This is a genomic window from Maritimibacter fusiformis, from assembly GCF_008086115.1.
In the GTDB taxonomy this organism is placed as follows: Bacteria; Pseudomonadota; Alphaproteobacteria; order Rhodobacterales; family Rhodobacteraceae; genus Muriiphilus; species Muriiphilus fusiformis.
Genome location: NZ_VSIY01000017.1, coordinates 18,457 through 36,316, shown reverse-complemented (window position 1 = coordinate 36,316; position 17,860 = coordinate 18,457). Strand labels below are relative to the sequence as shown.

The 17,860-nt window shown below is 62.3% G+C and carries 20 protein-coding genes; 5 read left to right on the top strand and 15 right to left on the bottom strand.

What is annotated here, in order from left to right:
- Positions 1-75 precede the first annotated feature (75 nt).
- The 4 genes from FVF75_RS17195 to FVF75_RS17180 form a co-directional block, all read right to left on the bottom strand.
- Positions 76-342 (bottom strand): WGR domain-containing protein, encoded by a 267-nt coding sequence (locus tag FVF75_RS17195; RefSeq protein ID WP_038069160.1) that lies wholly within the window; start codon positions 340-342, stop codon positions 76-78.
- Positions 343-426: 84 nt separating this feature from the next.
- Positions 427-1,359 carry a DUF2493 domain-containing protein gene (locus FVF75_RS17190; RefSeq protein WP_148380025.1) on the bottom strand — a complete coding sequence of 311 codons (933 nt, stop codon included), beginning with the start codon at positions 1,357-1,359 and terminating at the stop codon, positions 427-429.
- 362 nt (positions 1,360-1,721) lie between these two features.
- Positions 1,722-2,753 carry a DUF7146 domain-containing protein gene (locus tag FVF75_RS17185; RefSeq protein ID WP_148380024.1) on the bottom strand — a complete coding sequence of 344 codons (1,032 nt, stop codon included), beginning with the start codon at positions 2,751-2,753 and terminating at the stop codon, positions 1,722-1,724.
- Positions 2,754-2,756: 3 nt separating this feature from the next.
- On the bottom strand, positions 2,757-7,133 hold the full coding sequence (locus FVF75_RS17180; protein ID WP_148380023.1) for a strawberry notch family protein: 4,377 nt from the start codon (positions 7,131-7,133) through the stop codon (positions 2,757-2,759).
- 177 nt (positions 7,134-7,310) lie between these two features.
- Here FVF75_RS17180 and FVF75_RS17175 point away from each other — a divergent pair, with 177 nt between their 5' ends.
- On the top strand, positions 7,311-7,607 hold the full coding sequence (locus FVF75_RS17175) for a hypothetical protein (RefSeq protein WP_148380022.1): 297 nt from the start codon (positions 7,311-7,313) through the stop codon (positions 7,605-7,607).
- Positions 7,608-7,827: 220 nt separating this feature from the next.
- Here FVF75_RS17175 and FVF75_RS17170 read toward each other — a convergent pair whose 3' ends face one another.
- The 10 genes from FVF75_RS17170 to FVF75_RS17125 all read right to left on the bottom strand — a co-directional run bounded on the left by FVF75_RS17170 (position 7,828) and on the right by FVF75_RS17125 (position 13,706).
- Entirely contained in the window at positions 7,828-8,529 is a 702-nt protein-coding gene (locus tag FVF75_RS17170) for an RES family NAD+ phosphorylase (protein ID WP_148380021.1), read from the bottom strand.
- Entirely contained in the window at positions 8,526-8,927 is a 402-nt protein-coding gene (locus FVF75_RS17165) for an MbcA/ParS/Xre antitoxin family protein (protein WP_028095451.1), read from the bottom strand. The genes FVF75_RS17170 and FVF75_RS17165 overlap by 4 nt, the downstream gene beginning before the upstream one ends.
- Positions 8,928-8,992: 65 nt before the next feature.
- On the bottom strand, positions 8,993-9,637 hold the full coding sequence (locus FVF75_RS17160; protein ID WP_148380020.1) for an antitoxin of toxin-antitoxin stability system: 645 nt from the start codon (positions 9,635-9,637) through the stop codon (positions 8,993-8,995).
- Positions 9,630-10,049, bottom strand: coding sequence for a hypothetical protein (locus FVF75_RS17155; RefSeq protein ID WP_148380019.1), 420 nt, complete (start codon positions 10,047-10,049; stop codon positions 9,630-9,632). Before FVF75_RS17155 ends, FVF75_RS17160 begins: the two co-directional genes overlap by 8 nt.
- Before the next feature lie 71 nt (positions 10,050-10,120).
- On the bottom strand, positions 10,121-10,318 hold the full coding sequence (locus tag FVF75_RS17150) for a hypothetical protein (protein WP_008335997.1): 198 nt from the start codon (positions 10,316-10,318) through the stop codon (positions 10,121-10,123).
- A gap of 1 nt (position 10,319) precedes the next feature.
- Positions 10,320-10,697, bottom strand: a complete 378-nt coding sequence (locus tag FVF75_RS17145) for a DUF6915 family protein (protein ID WP_148380018.1) — start codon at positions 10,695-10,697, stop codon at positions 10,320-10,322.
- A gap of 10 nt (positions 10,698-10,707) precedes the next feature.
- Positions 10,708-11,199, bottom strand: coding sequence for a DUF6878 family protein (locus FVF75_RS17140; protein WP_148380017.1), 492 nt, complete (start codon positions 11,197-11,199; stop codon positions 10,708-10,710).
- A gap of 97 nt (positions 11,200-11,296) precedes the next feature.
- Positions 11,297-11,815 carry a DNA repair protein RadC gene (locus tag FVF75_RS17135; RefSeq protein WP_148380016.1) on the bottom strand — a complete coding sequence of 173 codons (519 nt, stop codon included), beginning with the start codon at positions 11,813-11,815 and terminating at the stop codon, positions 11,297-11,299.
- Between the two features lie 97 nt (positions 11,816-11,912).
- Positions 11,913-12,413: a hypothetical protein gene (locus tag FVF75_RS17130; protein ID WP_038147453.1), complete on the bottom strand. Its 501-nt coding sequence runs from the start codon at positions 12,411-12,413 to the stop codon at positions 11,913-11,915.
- A 93-nt stretch (positions 12,414-12,506) separates the two neighbouring features.
- Positions 12,507-13,706 (bottom strand): DUF932 domain-containing protein, encoded by a 1,200-nt coding sequence (locus FVF75_RS17125; protein ID WP_148380015.1) that lies wholly within the window; start codon positions 13,704-13,706, stop codon positions 12,507-12,509.
- A gap of 241 nt (positions 13,707-13,947) precedes the next feature.
- Here FVF75_RS17125 and FVF75_RS17120 point away from each other — a divergent pair, with 241 nt between their 5' ends.
- From FVF75_RS17120 to FVF75_RS17110, 3 genes are all read left to right on the top strand, one after another.
- Complete coding sequence (locus FVF75_RS17120) at positions 13,948-14,157, top strand: hypothetical protein (RefSeq protein ID WP_112324410.1); 210 nt, start codon at positions 13,948-13,950, stop codon at positions 14,155-14,157.
- 182 nt (positions 14,158-14,339) lie between these two features.
- On the top strand, positions 14,340-15,311 hold the full coding sequence (locus tag FVF75_RS17115; RefSeq protein ID WP_144435637.1) for a HesA/MoeB/ThiF family protein: 972 nt from the start codon (positions 14,340-14,342) through the stop codon (positions 15,309-15,311).
- The gene (locus tag FVF75_RS17110; protein WP_148380014.1) at positions 15,301-16,404 is read left to right on the top strand and encodes a HesA/MoeB/ThiF family protein; all 1,104 of its coding nucleotides are present in this window, start codon (positions 15,301-15,303) and stop codon (positions 16,402-16,404) included. Before FVF75_RS17115 ends, FVF75_RS17110 begins: the two co-directional genes overlap by 11 nt.
- Positions 16,405-16,725: 321 nt before the next feature.
- Here FVF75_RS17110 and FVF75_RS17105 read toward each other — a convergent pair whose 3' ends face one another.
- Positions 16,726-17,130 (bottom strand): single-stranded DNA-binding protein, encoded by a 405-nt coding sequence (locus FVF75_RS17105; protein ID WP_008335991.1) that lies wholly within the window; start codon positions 17,128-17,130, stop codon positions 16,726-16,728.
- Positions 17,131-17,557: 427 nt separating this feature from the next.
- On the opposite strand from FVF75_RS17105, the gene FVF75_RS17100 reads away from it, so the two are divergent.
- Entirely contained in the window at positions 17,558-17,806 is a 249-nt protein-coding gene (locus FVF75_RS17100; RefSeq protein ID WP_148380013.1) for an H-NS family nucleoid-associated regulatory protein, read from the top strand.
- Positions 17,807-17,860: the final 54 nt, after the last annotated feature.

Below are 17,860 nucleotides of genomic sequence, written 5' to 3'. Positions count from 1 at the left end.
TTGCCTTGGAAGTCGACCATTCAGGCGTCGATACCCCAGGGACTGGCACTGGACTATCAAACCACAAAGGATCAGCTAGCTAGAACGCAAGTATCCTCGGCGATGCTTCGTGGCTGCGAGCTTCAATAGGGCGGTCACAGCATGCCCCTCGTCCGGGTGCTGTTCGATTAGCATCTGCCCTCGAAACCCGATACGGCCCCATTCCCGCACAAGGCATGCGCCGCCAAACAGGTCCGGCTGAACGCTCATTCGATAGAAGCGCCGCATGTTGAGAGACGGGTCGATCCGCTTGAGATCGACCGTCGTCGGGAACACTTCCATTTGCTGCGATGTGTCGAACATGTTGTTGGTGCCCCTCTCCAGACCACAATATCAAGCGCTCTTCGACGTTTCCACAATGTTCTGTCCCGGATTGAAGTCGGGGGCTCACGCCCCCTTCTCGAACTTCATGACCGGGATGCCCAGCTTTTTGGCTTTATCGGCGAGGTTTTCCTGGATACCGGTTCCGGGGAAGACAAGGACCCCGACCGGGAGCACCTCCAGCATCGCGTCGTTGCGCTTGAAGGGGGCAGCCTTGGCGTGCTTGGTCCAGTCAGGCTTGAAGGCCACCTGCGTCACGCCCCGGGCCTCGGCCCATTTGGCGGCGATGAGCTCTGCGCCCTTGGGGCTGCCACCGTGCAGAAGGACCATGTCGGGATACTTGGTCCGGACCTGGTCGAGCTTGCCCCAGATCAGGCGATGATCGTTGAAATCGGTCCCGCCGGTGAGGGCGACCTTGGGGCCTGCGGGAAGCATTACCTCGGTCTCGGCGCGGCGCTTGGCGGCCAGGAAATCGCGGCTGTCGATGAGCGCTGCGGTCATGTGCTGGCGGTTCACCATCGAGCCGGTGCGGGGGCGCCAGGTCGATCCCGTGTGATGGACGAACTCGGTGGCGGCGTGATCGCGCATCATGTCCATGCAGTTGCGCCGTTCAACGAGAGTCAGGCCTTCGGCCGTCAGGCGCTCGAGTTCGACGGACTTCACTTCGGAGCCGTCCTGCTCGCGCTGGAGGCGGCGCTGCGCCTGCTCGTTCTCATCGAGCGTCCGCTCGATCCGGGCCGTGGCGCGGTGGAAGAGGTTGACCTGGCCCCAGAGCACCTCTTCGAGGTCGGGTTCCATGCGGGTGTCTTCCAGGGTCGCGACGAGGGCGTCGAAGATGTCGGCGACGGCGACGGCGAGGCGCTGCCCATCGGGCATCGGGCGCGGATCGGGCTCGTCAAAGGAGCGATAGCCGTAGAGCTGGAGCTCGTCGAGTGCATGGGCGGTCTGGGATGCGCTATGGGCGGGTTCATACGCGTCGTCGTGGGTCTGGATCGTCATCGGTTTCTTACCTCCGGGCCTGTCTCGTCCGCGCGTCATCCCGCGCGGCCTTCATGGGCAGACCCGAGCCGTCGGGGCGGTTGCCCCTTCACCCCGGCTTCACCGGGGCCGGAACAGCGTGGAGGAGGTCCGCAGGGAAGCTATTTGTCTCGCGATGCAAAGGCGGCTTTGCCGCCGGCGGAAATAGGTTCCCTGCCGACCTTGCAGGGGCAACCGCTTTGACGGCCTGCCCATCTCTTGAAGGCCGCTCGGGTGACGGGTGGATGCGCAAGGACCTGGATGGGGTCAGGACGACGATCCAGAGCCACGACTGGGATGCAGCCCCCTGCCACGCACTCCCAGCCCCCCCTGCGCGATGCAGCTCAGCTGGGCAGGCGATGCCGATCCTCTGGCCCGATCTGACCTGCCAGATGCTGGCGCAGCGCGTCCTTGCCGTTCGCCCGAAGATCATCGTTGAAATCCCCGAGCCGCGGTTCCAGCACCCGCACGCCCACCCCGACCTCGGAGGCTCTGGCGCTCAACTTCTTTGCCGCGCGCTGCCCGGCCGGATCGCGATCGATCGCGACGTAAAGGCGCTTGAGCCCCTCCGGCAACAGGACCGCCCCGAGGTGTCCCGACGAGAGCGCCGCCCAGACGGGCAGGCTGGGAATCGCCTCGGACAGGGACAACATGGTTTCGATGCCTTCGCCGATGACGAGGATGTCGTCCTGCGGGGTCAGCCTGACTGCATTGCCGAGGAGGTGACCCATAGCCCGACGCTGTGGATTCACTGCCGCCTTCCCCTGTCCGTCAGGCGCCAGCCAGGTGCGATGCACGCCCTGCACGGCCCCTGCCCCATCGGTAACCGCCGCGATCATCGCCGGTCTGGGGATGCTCCGGGTCTGCCCCTCTTCCCGCTGCCAGCACTTCGGGTGGAAGCGTAAGGCGCCGTTCGCCCCAAATTGGGTGATGCCTCGGGAACGGAGGTAGGTCTCAGCAAGCGTGCCTGTGATCGGGTTCGAGGCAGCAAACAAGCGCGCCGCCGCCGCTGGCGTGCCACCGGGGGTCTTGGCCTTCCTCGGCTCTTGCCTATCCGGGACGACCGGCTGCGGACGGCCAAGATGCGCTCGGGCCTCGGTGAGAAGGTCGGGGAAGCGCGTGATCCCCGTCCGGGCGCGGATGATGTCCAGGAGATCGCCATGCTCGCCTGTGGCCCCATCCGTAAACTTGCCCGCTGCCCCTGGTCCCGACGCAGGGCCCGTCAACCGCACGAAGAGTGACCGGCCGGGGTTGTTCTGCAAATCGCCGACGATCCAGTAGGATCCTTCCCGCCGTCCGGCGGGAAGGTAGGCACGACAGACGCCTTCGGCATTTTCTGCCAGATCGCGCACGAGGTCTTCGGTCTCGGAATACATGGGTTAACAACCTCCGCGATCATGTAGCCTTGCGACAGGACAACGTGCAAGCAGACGATCCAGTATCGCGACACCATCGGCGTCGGTCGGGCAGAACAGCCGAAGCTTCCAACTGATGATCTCCGAGAAGAAGCCATCGGCCTTGAGCCGATCCTTGGCTGCCTCCGAGAAGCCCGACAGTTCGATCCGGTTCGCGCCCATGACGCGCGAGCGGTGCAATTCCATCCCTTCGGACAGGCACACCACGGTCTTGCCCTCCAGAACGAGGGCATGGACCTGCGCGGCCGAGAGCTTGGGCGCATCGGCGGCCAGCGTGGTCGCGACCCAGGCAGGCGAGACGCGGCGGCCGATGATGCGCTGCCCGTCATCGGTCTGCAGGCGGTAGACGCGGGTTTCATCCTGGGGAAGCTGCTTCCAGATCGGCAGCAGCAGACCTGCCACGATGTGCAGCGTGGAGCCCGAAAACTCCGGCACCTCGGCCAGTTCCGCAGTCCACGCCGCAGTGAAGGCCGCGCGGTCGGCCTCGAGCCAGTGGGTGTCCTCCATGACCTTGGCCGGGACCGTGCTGGCATCAAGCGGGCGGATCAGGCGCAGGCGCGGCTCGATGGTCCCATCGTCCAGCATGTGACTGGTGGCGGGAACCTGCACGGCAGCCCGGCCCGAGCGGCTGTTAATGAGAAGACGCGCCTTCGGATCATCCAGCCAGTCGAGCGCATCAACCAGCGACAGCGGCGTGTTGCGGCGCTTTTCCGCGATGGTGAGAAGCTGGGTTTCGGCGCCGGAGCCAGGATGGGTGTAGATGACGCGTGCGTCGGCCACCCGGAAGCTCTCGGCACGCAGGGTCTCGAGCCCGAGATCATAGACCCCGGCGGCGATGGCGCCCTCAATTCTCTGATCGAGCAGCTCCTCGAAACCCGCGAACAGCACGGCCTGCATGTCGATCGTCAGCGCCAGCAGGCGATTGAGGAAGGTCGTGATCGGCGGCAGGTCATCCTTCAGCCCGTTATCATCGGTCAGGCTGAGCCCGGTCGCATCCTCGAAAGCCCCGAGCGAACATCCGGCCAGATCGCCGCGATAGATGCGGCGGTAGAGTTGGCGCAGGGCGTCGCGGGCGTAGGGCGACTCGAGGTTATCCTCGGGACGGAACAACCCCTGGCCTCCGGTCTGACGCTGGCCGCGCGTGATGGCGCCAAGCGTGTCGAGGCGGCGCGCGATGGTCGAGAGGAACCGCTTCTCCGCTTTCACATCGGTGGCGACCGGCCGGAAGAGCGGCGGCTGCGCTTGGTTGGTCCGGTTGGTGCGCCCGAGGCCCTGGATCGCCGCATCTGCCTTCCATCCGGGTTCCAGAAGGTAGTGGACCCGCAAGCGCTGGTTCTTCGCCCCGAGATCAGCGTGATAGCTGCGCCCGGTGCCGCCGGCATCCGAGAAGATCAGGATACGCTTTTCGTCATCCATGAAGGCTTGGGTCTCAGTGAGGTTCGCGGCTCCGGCCCGGTTCTCCACCACGAGCCGTGCCGAATGCCCTTCGCCCTTGCGCACGATGCGCCGTGAACGCCCCGTGACCTCGGCCACAAGATCGGTGCCGAAGCGCTGGACGATCTGGTCGAGCGCACCAGGCACCGGTGGCAGCGAAGCCAGCTTTTCGATCAGCGCGTCACGACGGCGGACGGCTTCGCGGCACTCCACCGGTTGGCCGTCTCGCGTTGCGGGTCGCGAGGAGAGATTACCTTCGCTGTCGGTGAAGGGCTCGTAGAGCAGGATCGGGAAGGAATGGGCGAGGTAGTCGAGCACATATTCCCTGGGCGTGATGTCGACCCGGATGTCGTTCCACTCCTCGGTCGGGATCTCCGACAGGCGGCGTTCCATCAGTGCCTCACCCGTCGAGACGATCTGGATGACCGCCGCGTGACCCGCAGCCAGATCTGCATCGATGGATGCGATCAGCGTGGGGGTCTTCATCGAGGTGAGCAAATGGCCGAAGAAGCGCTGTTTCGCGCTCTCGAAGGCTGACCGCGCTGCGGACTTGGCCTGGCGGTTGAGCGTGCCGCTGTCGCCGGAAATGTTCGCCGCCTCCAAGGCCGCGGTCAGGTTGTTGTGAATGATGGCGAAGGCCCCGGCATAGGCATCGTAAATGCCGCGCTGCTCGGGGCTGAGCGCATGTTCGAGCATGTCGTATTCGACACCGTCATAGGACAGCGACCGCGCCGTGTAGAGACCGAGCGCCCGGAGGTCGCGGGCCAAAACCTCCATCGCCGCGACACCGCCAGCCTCGATGGCTTCCACGAATTCCGACCGGGTTTGAAAGGGGAAATCCTCCCCGCCCCAGAGGCCGAGGCGTTGCGCATAGGCAAGGTTGTGGACGGTCGTCGCGCCCGTGGCCGAGACATAGACCACACGGGCATTCGGAAGCCTGTGCTGCAGGCGCAGACCCGCCCTGCCCTGCTGCGATGCCATGGTATCGCCCCGCTCACCTTTGCCGCCGGCGGCATTCGCCATGGCATGACTTTCGTCGAAGAGGATCACCCCGTCGAAATCCGCCCCGAGCCAGTCGACGATCTGGTCGACGCGGGACTTCTTGGCGCCGCGTTCTTCGGAGCGCAGCGTGGCATAGGTGGTGAAGAGGATGCCCTCGGTCAGCGGGATGTCGCGGCCCTGCGCGAAGCGCGAGAGGGGCGTGACAAGCAACCGCTCCTGGCCGAGTGCGGACCAGTCGCGCTGCGCATCTTCCAGCAGCTTGTCGCTCTTTGATATCCACAGCGCCTTGCGTCTTCCTCGGGCCCAGTTGTCGAGCAGGATCCCGGCCGACTGACGGCCCTTGCCCGCCCCGGTGCCATCGCCGAGGAAAAAGCCCCGGCGAAAGCGGGCGACGGAAGCGGCATCCTCCGGTGCAGCGGAGACCATGTCTCCGGTCTCATCGACGGTCCAAGACCCGGCGAGATGCGCGCCATGCGCCTCGCCCGCGTAGATCACCGTCTCAAGCTGCGCGTCGGACAGCAGGCCATCGCGCAGGACGGCCGGGGGCAGCCTGGGGCGATAGCTGGGTTTCGGCGGCACGACAGAGGCCATGGCCGCCGATTGCACAAGCTTGGTCGGATGCGCGGCCGCGCCGGGGATGTCGATGGCCTGCAGACGGAATGTCTCGTAGATCGCATCCGAAAGACGCGCAGCATCTTCGTCCTCGGCGACGTCGCGAGTTGCGTAGTTTAGGTCCTCGGCCTCGATCGGTGTGTCTGATTTCGCCGGTTGAACTGAGGAGGTCGCGCGGGATCGGCTGACGGGTTTGCGGGTGGTGAGGTGAGAATTTCCCGGGAAGCGAGAAGAGTGGCCCTGCGCCGCAGCAGGAGCTGGATCCAACTTGAGGCGCGGCGGAACTTCCGCAGTGACCCGGGACATCAGATGCGCCACGTCCGGAGAGATGGGCTGGTGCAGGTCTGCGGTGATGCCACCCGGCTCGCCGCCGCGGCATTTATCGAAGACAGAGACGCGAGTCTCGAAGCTGGTGCCGTGCTTGGCGAAAGCCGCGCCCGACACCGCGCCTGTGAAGACGAAGTGGGCCGTCTCGGTCAGACGGCCGAAGGTCTCGGCCCAGGCGGGCGCATCCGGTGCGAAACCGGCTCCGGTGATGGCGACGAGCCGCCCGCCGGGCGCCAGCCGGGCAAGCGCCGAGCGCAGATGCCGGGCCGTCGCCTCGGTCGACCGACCATCGACATTGGCTTGGGCCGAAAACGGCGGGTTCATCAGAATGACGCTTGGGCGGACATCTTCGCCGAGGTAATCGTCGATCTGCGCGGCATCGAACCGGGTGGCCGGGCGGCCCGGGAACAGCAGGCCAAGAAGATCGGCGCGGGTGTCGGCCAACTCATTCAGAACGAGGCTGCCGCCCGCGATCTCGGCAAGGACCGCCAAAAGGCCGGTGCCAGCCGAAGGCTCGAGGACCAGGTCGTGGGGCGTGATCTGCGCTGCCGACAGTGCCGCGAGTCCCATGGGCAGCGGCGTCGAGAATTGCTGAAAGCGCTCCATCTCTTCCGACCGCCGGGTGTGCGTGGGCAAGAGGCCTGCCACCTTGGCGAGGATCGGCAAGAGCGCCGCAGGCGAGCCGGCACGCGTAAGCAGCGCCCGACCGAATTTCCGCAAGAACAGAACCAGCGCCACCTCGCCCGCCTCATAGGCGAGCTTCCAGTCCCAAGCACCGGTCGCATCGGAACCGCCAAAAGCATGTTCCATCTCGCGGCGCAGGCGCAGCGCGTCGATCTGAAGCCCTTGCGCCAGATCGGGCTGCAGCGCTTCAGCAACAGCAACGATCGCAGGGGCAGGATTTGCTGCCAACGGAACAACGGGCGCAGGCAAGGACGCCTGCGCAACAGGGGCAAGATGGGTCATCGGGAAACTCCGGAATGAAGGACAGGATCAGGCCCGGACACCCTCTCTCGGGCAGCCTCGGACCTGATCTTTCCCGGCCCCTCTCTCCCTCTCGCACCAAGGTGTTCCCGACGCTTGGCTTGATTTTGTTCTTGTTATGTTCTATGTTCAGAGCCAAGTCAGAAAGGGGGTTCCACCATGGAAAGCACCAAGCACGCCCTGCCCGTAACGCCCAAGCAGATTGCCTATGCGCGGTCGCTCGCCCTGCGCAACCGGACGCTCCTGCCCTGGGAGGTTCAGCAAGACCGGCGATCTTTGAGCGCCTGGATCGAGGCTCAGGCCCAGCTGAAACCGGTATCGGACATGGACCGGCTGCCCACGTCCAAGCAGGTGGCCTTCGCTGAGAAACTCGCCCGGATCAAAAGGCGCGCCGTTCCGGACGAATGCTTCCGCGACAAGGGGCTCATGTCGAAGTGGATCGACGGGAACAGGTGACCGGTGTCAGCTGGTGGATGGCTTGTCGGCGCAAGAATCCACCAGAGTTTCCCTCCGCCTACGAAACGCTGCTCGTAGTGCGTCGGTCGGTGGGGGCGGACAGTCCAACGCCTCACAGAACGGCTGATGGTCACATGGCTTCAAGTTAGTGACGTCCGCGCTGTTGTCGTTTGCCTGTTTCATTTCTTCGGACCCCCAAAGGCGCATGCGCTGTAACTTGTCAGCCGACAGCCGCAATCGAGTAGTGCGGTGTCCCATCCCACACAAGATCCCAAGACGCGCCCGGACGAACGTTCTGAATTGCGCGGGGCTCGAAGCAGACCAGGCAATTCCCGCCCGATGCAGGAGCCCGGACCGAAGGGTAAATCAGGCCCTTGGATCCGCCCCGACGCAGATGCTGTGCCAGGCTTTGGCCCTCGGGATACCCGACAGCCGGATCCGGATGCAGCGCCGGATGACCTGCCTCACCGGTCATGTCATCGAAGACGCCGATGAAGTCGGCCAGCAATTCCACATAGCGGGCGCTGTCCTGGAAGCTGCCGGTAAAGCCGAGTTCGCGTGTGCGGTGCCAGGCCACTTCGCTGACAGAAACCATCACATCCCATGCGCAATACCACGCGCCGCGCTCCTCGGCGTTGAAGCGGTTTCCGCCGACGCGGGTGTAAGTGAAGGCTGCGTTGACGTGACTGTCCCCATAGATGCGCAGATCGCGGCTGCGGCGTTGCCAAGCGAGTTCGCGCGGGTCCAGATGCGGGTTGCGCCCGCGTTCGGCCTGTAGACGCCCACTGGTCAGGCCCTCGATCTCTGCCAAGACCTCCATCTCGTCATCGGTATCGACGAGACCGCGCAGCGATGGTGGCTTGTGGTAGGTGGCGGGCAGGAGACGAACGAGACCGCGATCAGAAATCTCGGTCTGCTTCATGCCCCACCACGCAACGCATCAAGATAGGTCCGAACCGCGAGGATCTGCGGCAAACCCCCGTCGATGGCGGTGTCGACTGGTCGGCTTCCACCAAAGAGCGGCCCCTTGTTCGGTCGGGTGAACCAGCTTTTTGCCAGAGGCTCCGAGAAGTAGAGTTCCAGCGACTTGAAGATGCCAATTACAGCGCTGAGCCGCAGCAGTTGGTCCTTGGTGAGCTCTCCGGCGAAATCCGGCTTCTTGGCGCGCTTCCACGTGCTCTCTGACATGTCGGCAAGGCCAGCCGCTTCCTTGAGACTGAGACCCCAAGCATCGGCCACGCGTGCATAAGCTTTCAACGCGACGGCGTTGATCTGTGCGGGTTCCCGGATTTTCTCTGCAACGTACATGGCGTCCTCCATTGGCTTCAATATAGTCCATATGGACCTGCTGTAAAGATCAAATGAACCTTGTGCTTTGATCTCTTTTACCCGAACCGCCGCCCTCCTTCCGTGAACGTATACTCATTGACGATGATCCCCTCGTCGATGGCCTCGTCCGAGGTGAGGTGGTCGGATTCGGCTTCAAGCTGGCGGTAGAGCCAGCGGGCCAGATCACGCAGCGCCTCGGTCACAACGTCTTCCGCGTCTTCGGTCGGCGGCTGCCAAGTCGGGCTGTCGCGCGTGACGTCCACCGACATGGTGTATTCATGGTAATAGCGGCCACGGTGGCTGGCCTCGGCGGCGAGCTGGTAGAAGTTCCGCCGCTGGATGGCCTGCAGCCGGTCGGCGATGCCGTGCAACGTCGCGTCCGTGGGCGCGTAGTCCCGAATGCGCGCGGCGGCGCCCTTGGCGTGGGACCAGTAGCCTTCGAAACAGGCCCCGTCGCCTTGGCTCCAGAAGCCGGAAAACCAGATGCAAGGCTTGGCCCGCGCCCCGCCACCCATCATGCGGACAGGAGTGGTTTTCAGGCGGATGCCGAGGATCTCGCAGACCCGCTCAAAATCCTCATAGACCGCGTCCCACCAATCGTCATGGGGGCCAAGCTCGCGATACCAGCTGCGCGCCTTCTCCTTGGCGGCATCCGAGAGTTCGGGGAACTGGTAGACGGTGGTGCAGATCACCTCAGGCATCGATGTCCTCCCCGTTCAATGCGGCGGCCAGCCATTCTTGCGTGCTGGACCAGCCGATGGATTTGCGCGCGCCGAGATCGATGGCATGCGCGCCGCCACCAAAGGCGTCGAGTCGTGGCCGAGAGCAGGTCAGAGAATACTGGAACCCCCAAGGGCCGGTGAGGTCGAGCTCTTCAGCAATACGCAGGACGAAGCGGATGACGGCTTCGACATCGCCGTTCCCGTCATCATGGATCCAGAGGCTGCTGCCCTCGGGCGCGTCCTGGCGCACGAGATCAAAGCCCGCAACCTCCGGGTCGTCGGCGTCCTGATCCGCAGCGCGCAGATCGTGAAACAGCGCGAGTGCACGGGCAGCCTTGTCAGGGCTGCCGACGTCGATCAGGCACGAGAAATGGGTGAAGTAATCCGCCATGGGGACCTCCTGAATGGGGAAGACCCGGCCAGAAGGCCGAGTACTGGATTGGAAGGGTCGGCCGGGAGCGATCAGCCGGTCGGTTTGTCGTCCGCTGCCTGTCGCGCGGCATGCGCGGAGAGCATCTGCCGGTAGAAGCGTTTGCGTGCGGCCCGGAAGCCGCGCAGTGCGCGCGTGTTGGGGTGGAGCGCTCGGACCGCCGCGCGAACCACTGCCAGTGGCGAAGCGGTCGGCGGCAAGCCGAGACTTAGATAAGTGGGATCGGTCATGTCAGCTGACCTCGACCACGGGCGAGACGAGATGCGGATCGACCTGTGCCTCGATCCGTTCGGTCCGACCCATCCAAGGCTCGGGCCGAATGGCCTTCACCCAATCGGCGAAGCTCGGGATGAAGCCGAGGTCCTCCTTAACATGCTGCTCGCCGACCCAGCGGGTCGGGATGACGCGCCCGGTCGAGAGCGTGATGGTCGGGCCGAAAATCGTCTCGGCCATGAAGATGCCCTCCGCATGGTGGCGCAGCGCCCGGTGCCGAAAGTCGGCTGTGATTTCCTTGCTCTGGTCGAACCAGGAATGCACGGCGAGGTAATCCTCGACCGTACCGCCCCATTTCTTCACCGATGACAGGGCGTGGTGATAGGGATGTGCCATCGCCGCCCCCTCAGAAATCGTGGGTGGTGAGTTCGGACGAGGTGAAGCGCTCGTTGAACTCGAGGTGGATGCAGCGAGCGCTCGCGTCGAAGCAGAATTCGCCGTAAGCCCCGTCGTTGTTTTCCCAACCGCCATGGGTGTCGGAGAGCAAGTCGTAGGCCAGTTGCTCCACGACATCTTCGAGCGAAAGCGCCCGCATCTCGACCTCCGGATCGTCCCAGGTCAATGCGGCATAGGCGATCTGGGTCTTGGGGAAAGTGACTTCGGCGTCGCCAGCGTAGGCTGCGATGCTTTCAACCTGGCCGCTATCGCCATAGCCGTCAAAGCTCACGGTCACATGGGTGATGCCCGCGGCAGTCAGGCCATCGAAGAGGCGCTCCTTGTTGGCCGGACGCAAAGCTGCGATGCGCGCGTCACGCTCGGACTGCCGAGCCAGCACGGCGGCGAAATCAATCTTGGACGGCGCCATCGGCGCGGCCAGGGTGGGTTCGATCTTGGACATTGGAAACTCCGAAATGAGCGAAAGGATCTGAACCCCGAGGCTCTCTCTCGTCCTCCTAGGCTCACATCCTCCCCTGCCCTTCTCTGACTCTCGGGCGTCACGCCGCGATCTGCAGTGCGCGAGACGCGAAGACACGCCAGAGCGGATCGACAAGACGGGCATCGAGAACGTCGGCGTGGTGCCGCAGCCGTCGCGCGAGGCCATGTTCATGCCACTCGGCCGCTCGTATGGCATGCGCGCGGGTCTGGCTGGCCTCGGACACGACGGCGCGGGCTTCGGCGGCATCCGAGACCGGGTGGCACCATGCGACCCCGCCATCATTGGTAGCCCCGGCCAGAACGAGGCGGCCCTCCCGATCGAGGATTGCCAGGATGCGCGGCGCGTCTTCAGGTGTGATATCTTCGGCGTGAACGATTGCTCCCTGCATGGCCTCGGCCAGCGTGGCAAACCGCTCCAGTACCTTGGGGTGTGCCTGCCCGGACATGAGAGCCGCGGGCGCACGGCAAGCCGTCGTGAGTGCGAACGGCAAGTCTTGATCTGCAAAAACGGTCAGGAGGCTCGGCGGCAAACCTGTTTTCTGCGTTTCCGGCTGAGTTTGGAGAGGAAGGTCGAACATCGGCATATCTCCGACGGTGCAGAGAGCCTCTCTCCCCGCTTCAAACCGTCAAAGACCAAACCGCCCCCCTCGGGCTCTCTGTCGCTGATCGGGTCGATCATTTCGGCGTTGGTAAATCGCTCCATCGAACCCGCAAGTAGCGCCCTTCGCGCTTTGGGAGATCTTTTCGGTCGATCATCCGACCCGAGACCTGAAAATCCTCGTTGATCTTTACAACCAAGAGCTTGTTGAAATGCCCATTGGTATCGACCACAACCACATCCTTTGTCTTGAATGGCGTAATGGTCTTGACCTCGACATGATCATTGCCAAGTCTTCCGTCAGCACCCTGGGCATAGGTCTTGTTCAACTTGATACCGTACGTGATAGCACCAAACAGCTCACCGATATCGCCGTAGACAGAGAGGTGAAGGCCGGTCTCGAGGTGATAGCTTTCCGCGAGGGACAGGAGATCCTCAAAATATGGGATCATAGACCGGATCGCGTTCGGGTATTTAGCGCCCCACTCCTTGTAGCGAAGCTGCTCGTCGATTTCCGACCAGGTAACCCATTCACCGTCATCATAAAATGCACGATCTGACCAATCAATTTCTTCCATGCGCGTACTTCCAACACCTAAACGTGTCGGGCACAGTAGCAGATCGATGAAACAGGAACGAGACCGGAGGCGATATCGCCTCCGGTCGCCACCTCAACCAACGCGGTCGAGGAGCTTCTTGGCGCGCCCTTCCATGTCGAGCCGCGCATCCTGCTGGGTCTTGTCGCGCGCAAGCCGCGTGATGCCCTGCACGAAGTCGAAGATGCTTTCGGGCGGGCGGCCCTCTTCCATCAATACCTTCTCGATGATCTTGCCGGATTCGGTCTTCGAGAAGCCGCGCTTGCGCAGGAAATTCGCACGATCTTCGTCGCTGCGCGCCACGATCTGTTGCCGCGCCGCTTTGATGCCGTTCACGAACCCCTGGGGCGAGGAATTGGCGAAGCGCGTCAACGCGGGTGCCGCCTCATGTGCAAAGCGCGAGGCGGCGTATTTCGAGTGGCGGATCTTGATCTCCTGGAAATCCTCGACGCCCCACAGGTTCCGGTTCTGGCACACCGCCCGCAAGTAGAAGCTCGCCATGCCGAGGGTCTTTGCCCCCACCTCGGAGTTCCAGCAGTAGAATCCCCGGAAGTAGAGGTCGGGCGAGCCGTCCGCCAGCTTGCCCGCTTCAATCGGATTGCGATCGTCGACCAGGAACAAGAAGACATCGCGGTCTGAGGCGTAGAGCGTGGTCGTGTCGCGGCTGATCTCGACATCGGGATTGTAGACCCCGGTCGACCAGTCGAGCACACCCGGCACCTTCCAGCGTGTGTCACCCGTGCCATTGCCCGCGATGCGCTGCACCGCCTCGACAAGTTCGAAGTCATGGATGCGGCCATAGTCGGGGCCGGTCACGGCGCGCAGTTCGGTCCGGCCGTCTTCCGTCTCGAAAGTCTTCACCTGCTCGGCGCGGTGGTTGGTCAAACCGTATTGCAGGTTGATCCCCGCCAGAGGCGCGGGCAGCTGCCGTAGGTAAGAGGCCGGAGCGCCGACAATGCTGGCGAGCTGGCCGAAGGCCCAATGGGTGGGTGCAACCGGTTCATCCCCCTTCGGCAAGACCAGGTGCAATCGCTCGGAGCTGTCGCGCGTTGCCTCGACACGGATGTCGGCTGTCTGAACCACCCGGCTGCGGCTGCGCTCAGAGCGACCCTTCACATTAGCCCAGAGATCGTCAAGCGACAGGTACCGCTCGTCATCCGGCCGGTTGAACCATTCGGACGACACCCGCCCGTTCCGCTCGCCCCGGCTTACATCCACTTTCCAGCCACCAGCCCGCGCCGGCTGAACCGGATCCAGTACTTCCACAACACCCATAGGCATTCCTCCGTGACAAGCGCCGGGAGCCACTCTCCCAGCCATCAACCTGTCACCGGGAAACCGGCACTCCTCTCGCTCTTCACCCGGAGCGCGCATGGCGGCAATGCGGACAAGCCAGACCTTGTTTCCCGCTTTGTATCCCATCATCTTTGACCTCACCCCCGGTTGCGAGTTGACCGAAACATCTGTCAAACGTAACATCATGGAAATAATAGGATCCGGGTCTGGAGTGCCTTTAATGACGAGCAAGTACACCTTTGAAAACCATGGCTTTGAGGAAATCGAAGCGTCCGAGGGCATGACGAACGCAGCCGCGTACACGAAGGAATGTTCTGGCGGGCGCTCCGACTGCTGCACGCGCACCTGCAGCGCGGACGCGACATTTGTCGCGAGCGATGAAGACTGGGCCAAGTTTCTCGATGTACGAGGCGGTCAGATCCAGTATTGATCTGCGGTGACGATGACCAATTCGGATCGCTTCGTCTCTGGCTCAGGGACGGGGTGGATGTCTATATTTCCCCAGATGACGTCGTTCACTTCGTCTTTCTGTCCACGAGGAAGCGGCTACGCCTCAAGGTGACGCCGCTTTTGATTGAGTGCCTCGAGTGGCTAGACGGCTCCGCGTCAGTCATGGAGCTGGATGCACGGTATGAAGCACAGGCATCCAGGCTGGACAGCAAGCACCCTTCGTCATTTGTTGACTTCATTCAATATCTTTATGGAAAGGGGATCCTTGTCCGGAAGGATTGGATGCATAATGCGTTCTGCCCCGAACAAGTTGAGCGTTATTCTCGACAGCTGAATTTCTTTCTCGACATTGAAGAGTCCGAAGCTGCGGCCACGGCCCTCCTAAAGAGAATAATGAACTGCAGGATCGCACTGATTGGTATTGGCGCGGTCGGCAGTTGGATTCTCAGAGAGCTTGTTCAGATCGGCTTCCAGCGCTTCATCCTTGTTGATCCAAAGACATTGAAGCCCGCCGATCGCACACGAAATGCAATTTTCGATCACCGACTGATCGGCGAACCAAAGGCTTTGGTTGCCGAGAGATTCGTTCATAGCCAAGCGCTCGAGCCAGAAACACGCGCCATACAATCCCCCCTCGACATAGAAACGAACGTCGAAGAACTCATCGGAGCGGATACAGACCTGATCATAAACACTGCGGACGAGCCATACATAGGCGCGACAAGCATAAAGCTATCGAGATACTGTGTGGAGAAGGGTCTGCCCCTGCTGGTTGCTGGTGGTTTTGACGCTCACCTCGCAAGTCTCAGCGAGATGATTGTTCCCGGCCAAACACCTTGCTCCGACTGCTATGCAATACACTTTGAAGAGACATTGCGCGGTTGGAAACCAATCTCCCATCCCGTCGTTGATCGCCGTCGAGGCTTCGGTGGCCTGCCGTCGTTGTCGGCATTTGCCGCCTCGGCCGCGGTCCTGAAGATCGTTCGGCTCCTTTCGGAAAATGGTGGGGACGTCGAGCAAGGCCGAGGTGAGTTCCTGTTCGATCAATACAGTATCGACAGTTTCAAGGTAGAAAGAAATCCTGAATGCCCGACCTGCGGCGACTTTGAAAGGCTGCAGGCACGTGCAGATTGAATTCTCACCCGGCTCACGTTGGTTATTGCGACCGTCCGTCTCCTTGATTCCGGTCGGCGATGGGATCTTTGAGTTATTTCAGTCTTCTACGCGCAGATCCATGCGATTTCGGCTGAGATCAGAAATCGCCGATGTCATCAGGGGGCTTGATGGCAGCCAGCGCCTTGAGGAGATCTGCGAGGTGCACGGAGCTTCGGTGTCACAGGTATCGCATCTCATGGAAGTTCTGCACGAGCGGTGCGCCGTTGAACCGAGGGCGGTTCGAGACACTATTGACGCCACGGAGCACTACCGCGTCCTGAATTTTCTTGGAGACTACTTTCCTGCCGCAGAACTGTTTGCTGCCTTCGAAAGGCTCCGCTCAACAAGGGTTGCCATTCTGGGCTGTGGTGCCGTGGGTAGCTGGACCGCAGTGCAGCTTGCTCATTCCGGCCTCGAAAACTTCACCGTGATTGACGGCGATCAAGTGGAGGAGTCCAACCTTAACCGCTCGATCTTCCTTCATGAGGACATTGGTCAACCAAAGGTCAAGGCCATCTCATCCGCCCTACATCGGATATCACAACGGGTTCGGGTTCGGAGAGTCAAAGAGAATGTATGCGATGCAGACGGACTCCGCGCTTTGCTTTCCGAGGCAAGACCAGACGTGATTGTAAATTGCGCCGACGAGCCGTCGGTGGACCTCACGAGTGAATGGATCAACGAATACTGTCAGGATCGACGCGTCCCATATGTCATCGCAGGCGGGTACAACCTTCACCTGAGCCTGATTGGAATGACGGTCAGTCCCGGTGTGTCTGCGTGCATCAACTGTTCGCGCATCACACTGGATGAACTCGAAGACGAGTCTCTGCAAGGTGTGCGAAGACTGTGGCGCCCGAAGCGCAATCTGGGAAGTCTCTCCCCGCTCACTGGGATAACCTCGTCGTTGGCGGCATCTGAAGTCCTACGTCTTGCGGTCAAGTCTGACAGGCTCCGTCCAGCCATGTGGAACCGCCGGGGAGAATTCAACTTCCTGACCAACGAACTCTCGTTTGTAGATCTTGCGCCACGTCCAGAGTGCGGATGTACGGCCGAGAGTATCCGCTACTAAGTTCCCAAGCGTTCCCCTTAGCTTGAGCATCTTCCCCGGGCAATTCTGTCGCGCATGCGGATCTTCCTTCTTCGCCTTCTCGGCCTCGCTCGCGGCTTTGACGCTGCAATTGGTGGGCGGCGTTAGGAAGCGAAGCAGACAGTCGACGAGCTGAGGGCGCGAACATGTCAGACGCGATCACTGTGGCGCGACCGGAATAGTGGAACCTACGGGGCAAATCCAAGGCTCGCGGCGGCGGCAAAAATGGACTCGAAGCTGCCTTGCGGCGCACGGCGAACCCGGCGGGTTGCCCCGCCAGGCCCGAGAGGGAGACCCCGTTCCTCAGAACGGGATCTCATCGTCGCGGTCGACCAGCTCGGGGTTTTCGTTCTCGGCCGACTTCGGGCGGCTCAGGAAGTCGACCTTCTCGGCGATGATCTCGCAGCCGTAGCGGTCGTTCCCCATGCTGTCGATCCACTTGGTGTAGTGGATGCGACCGTGGACGAGGACCTTCATGCCCTTTTCGCAATGCTCAGCGACCGTCTTGCCGAGACCGTTGAAGCAGGTGATACGGTGCCATTCGGTGTCCATGACCCGGTAGCCGTTCTCGTCGCGCATCACACGGCCTTCCGAGAGGCGGGGGCGCGAGGTGGCGAGGCTGAAGTTGGTGATCTTGGTGCCGCTCTGGGTGGTGCGGACTTCGGGGGTCTGACCGATGTTGCCGGCGAGGATGACGATGTTCTGCATGATAAGCTCCTGTGTTTCCTGTCTTCGGGACCGTCCCTTCGACAAGACCCTGAAAAAGCCCGTCGGGCGACGCGTGCACGGTGGACAGCATGGACACCGGACACCCCCAGAGGACCGGGGTGGAGCGGGCAGGACGCCAACGGCGGCCAACACGGCCCGGACTGACGCGGGGTTGCGCGCAGGAGACCGAACGGGATTAGGGGTTTGTCAGTCGAAGGGATGGCCCAGGAGACAGAGAGATGCGGGGAGCCCATGCCAGACCATGTCCCCTTGCCAATCTGACTGTTTGACCCAAAGCCCAGCACCCCACCAGCGGCCAAAGTGGCTATCACCAGCTCTCGTCGCACTGCCCTTGCCTGCTAGGAAATGCAGGGCCCTGCCGCGACATGCTATAGATACCGGAACATTCAAGACCCGGCACGCACCAATGGCTGATTACAATCTCGCGGCACTGTCGCTCGGCGAGCTGACGAAAATTCAGGAGGACGTCGCCAAGGCGATCTCCACCCATCAAGATTGGCAGAAGGCAGAAGCCCGCGCCTTAGATGAAGCTCTTGCCCAGAACCAGGGCTACTACCTCGCCGAAACTGTCGGCTCCAAAACGAAAACAGCGCATTCGCCAGAAACGGCGAGATACCAGCATTCTGAGCATCCAGCACCCACCTGGTCTGGCTGACGTCGCAAACCGCGGTGGTTCGTGAAGGCGTTGGTGGTCGGCAACATCGCAAGT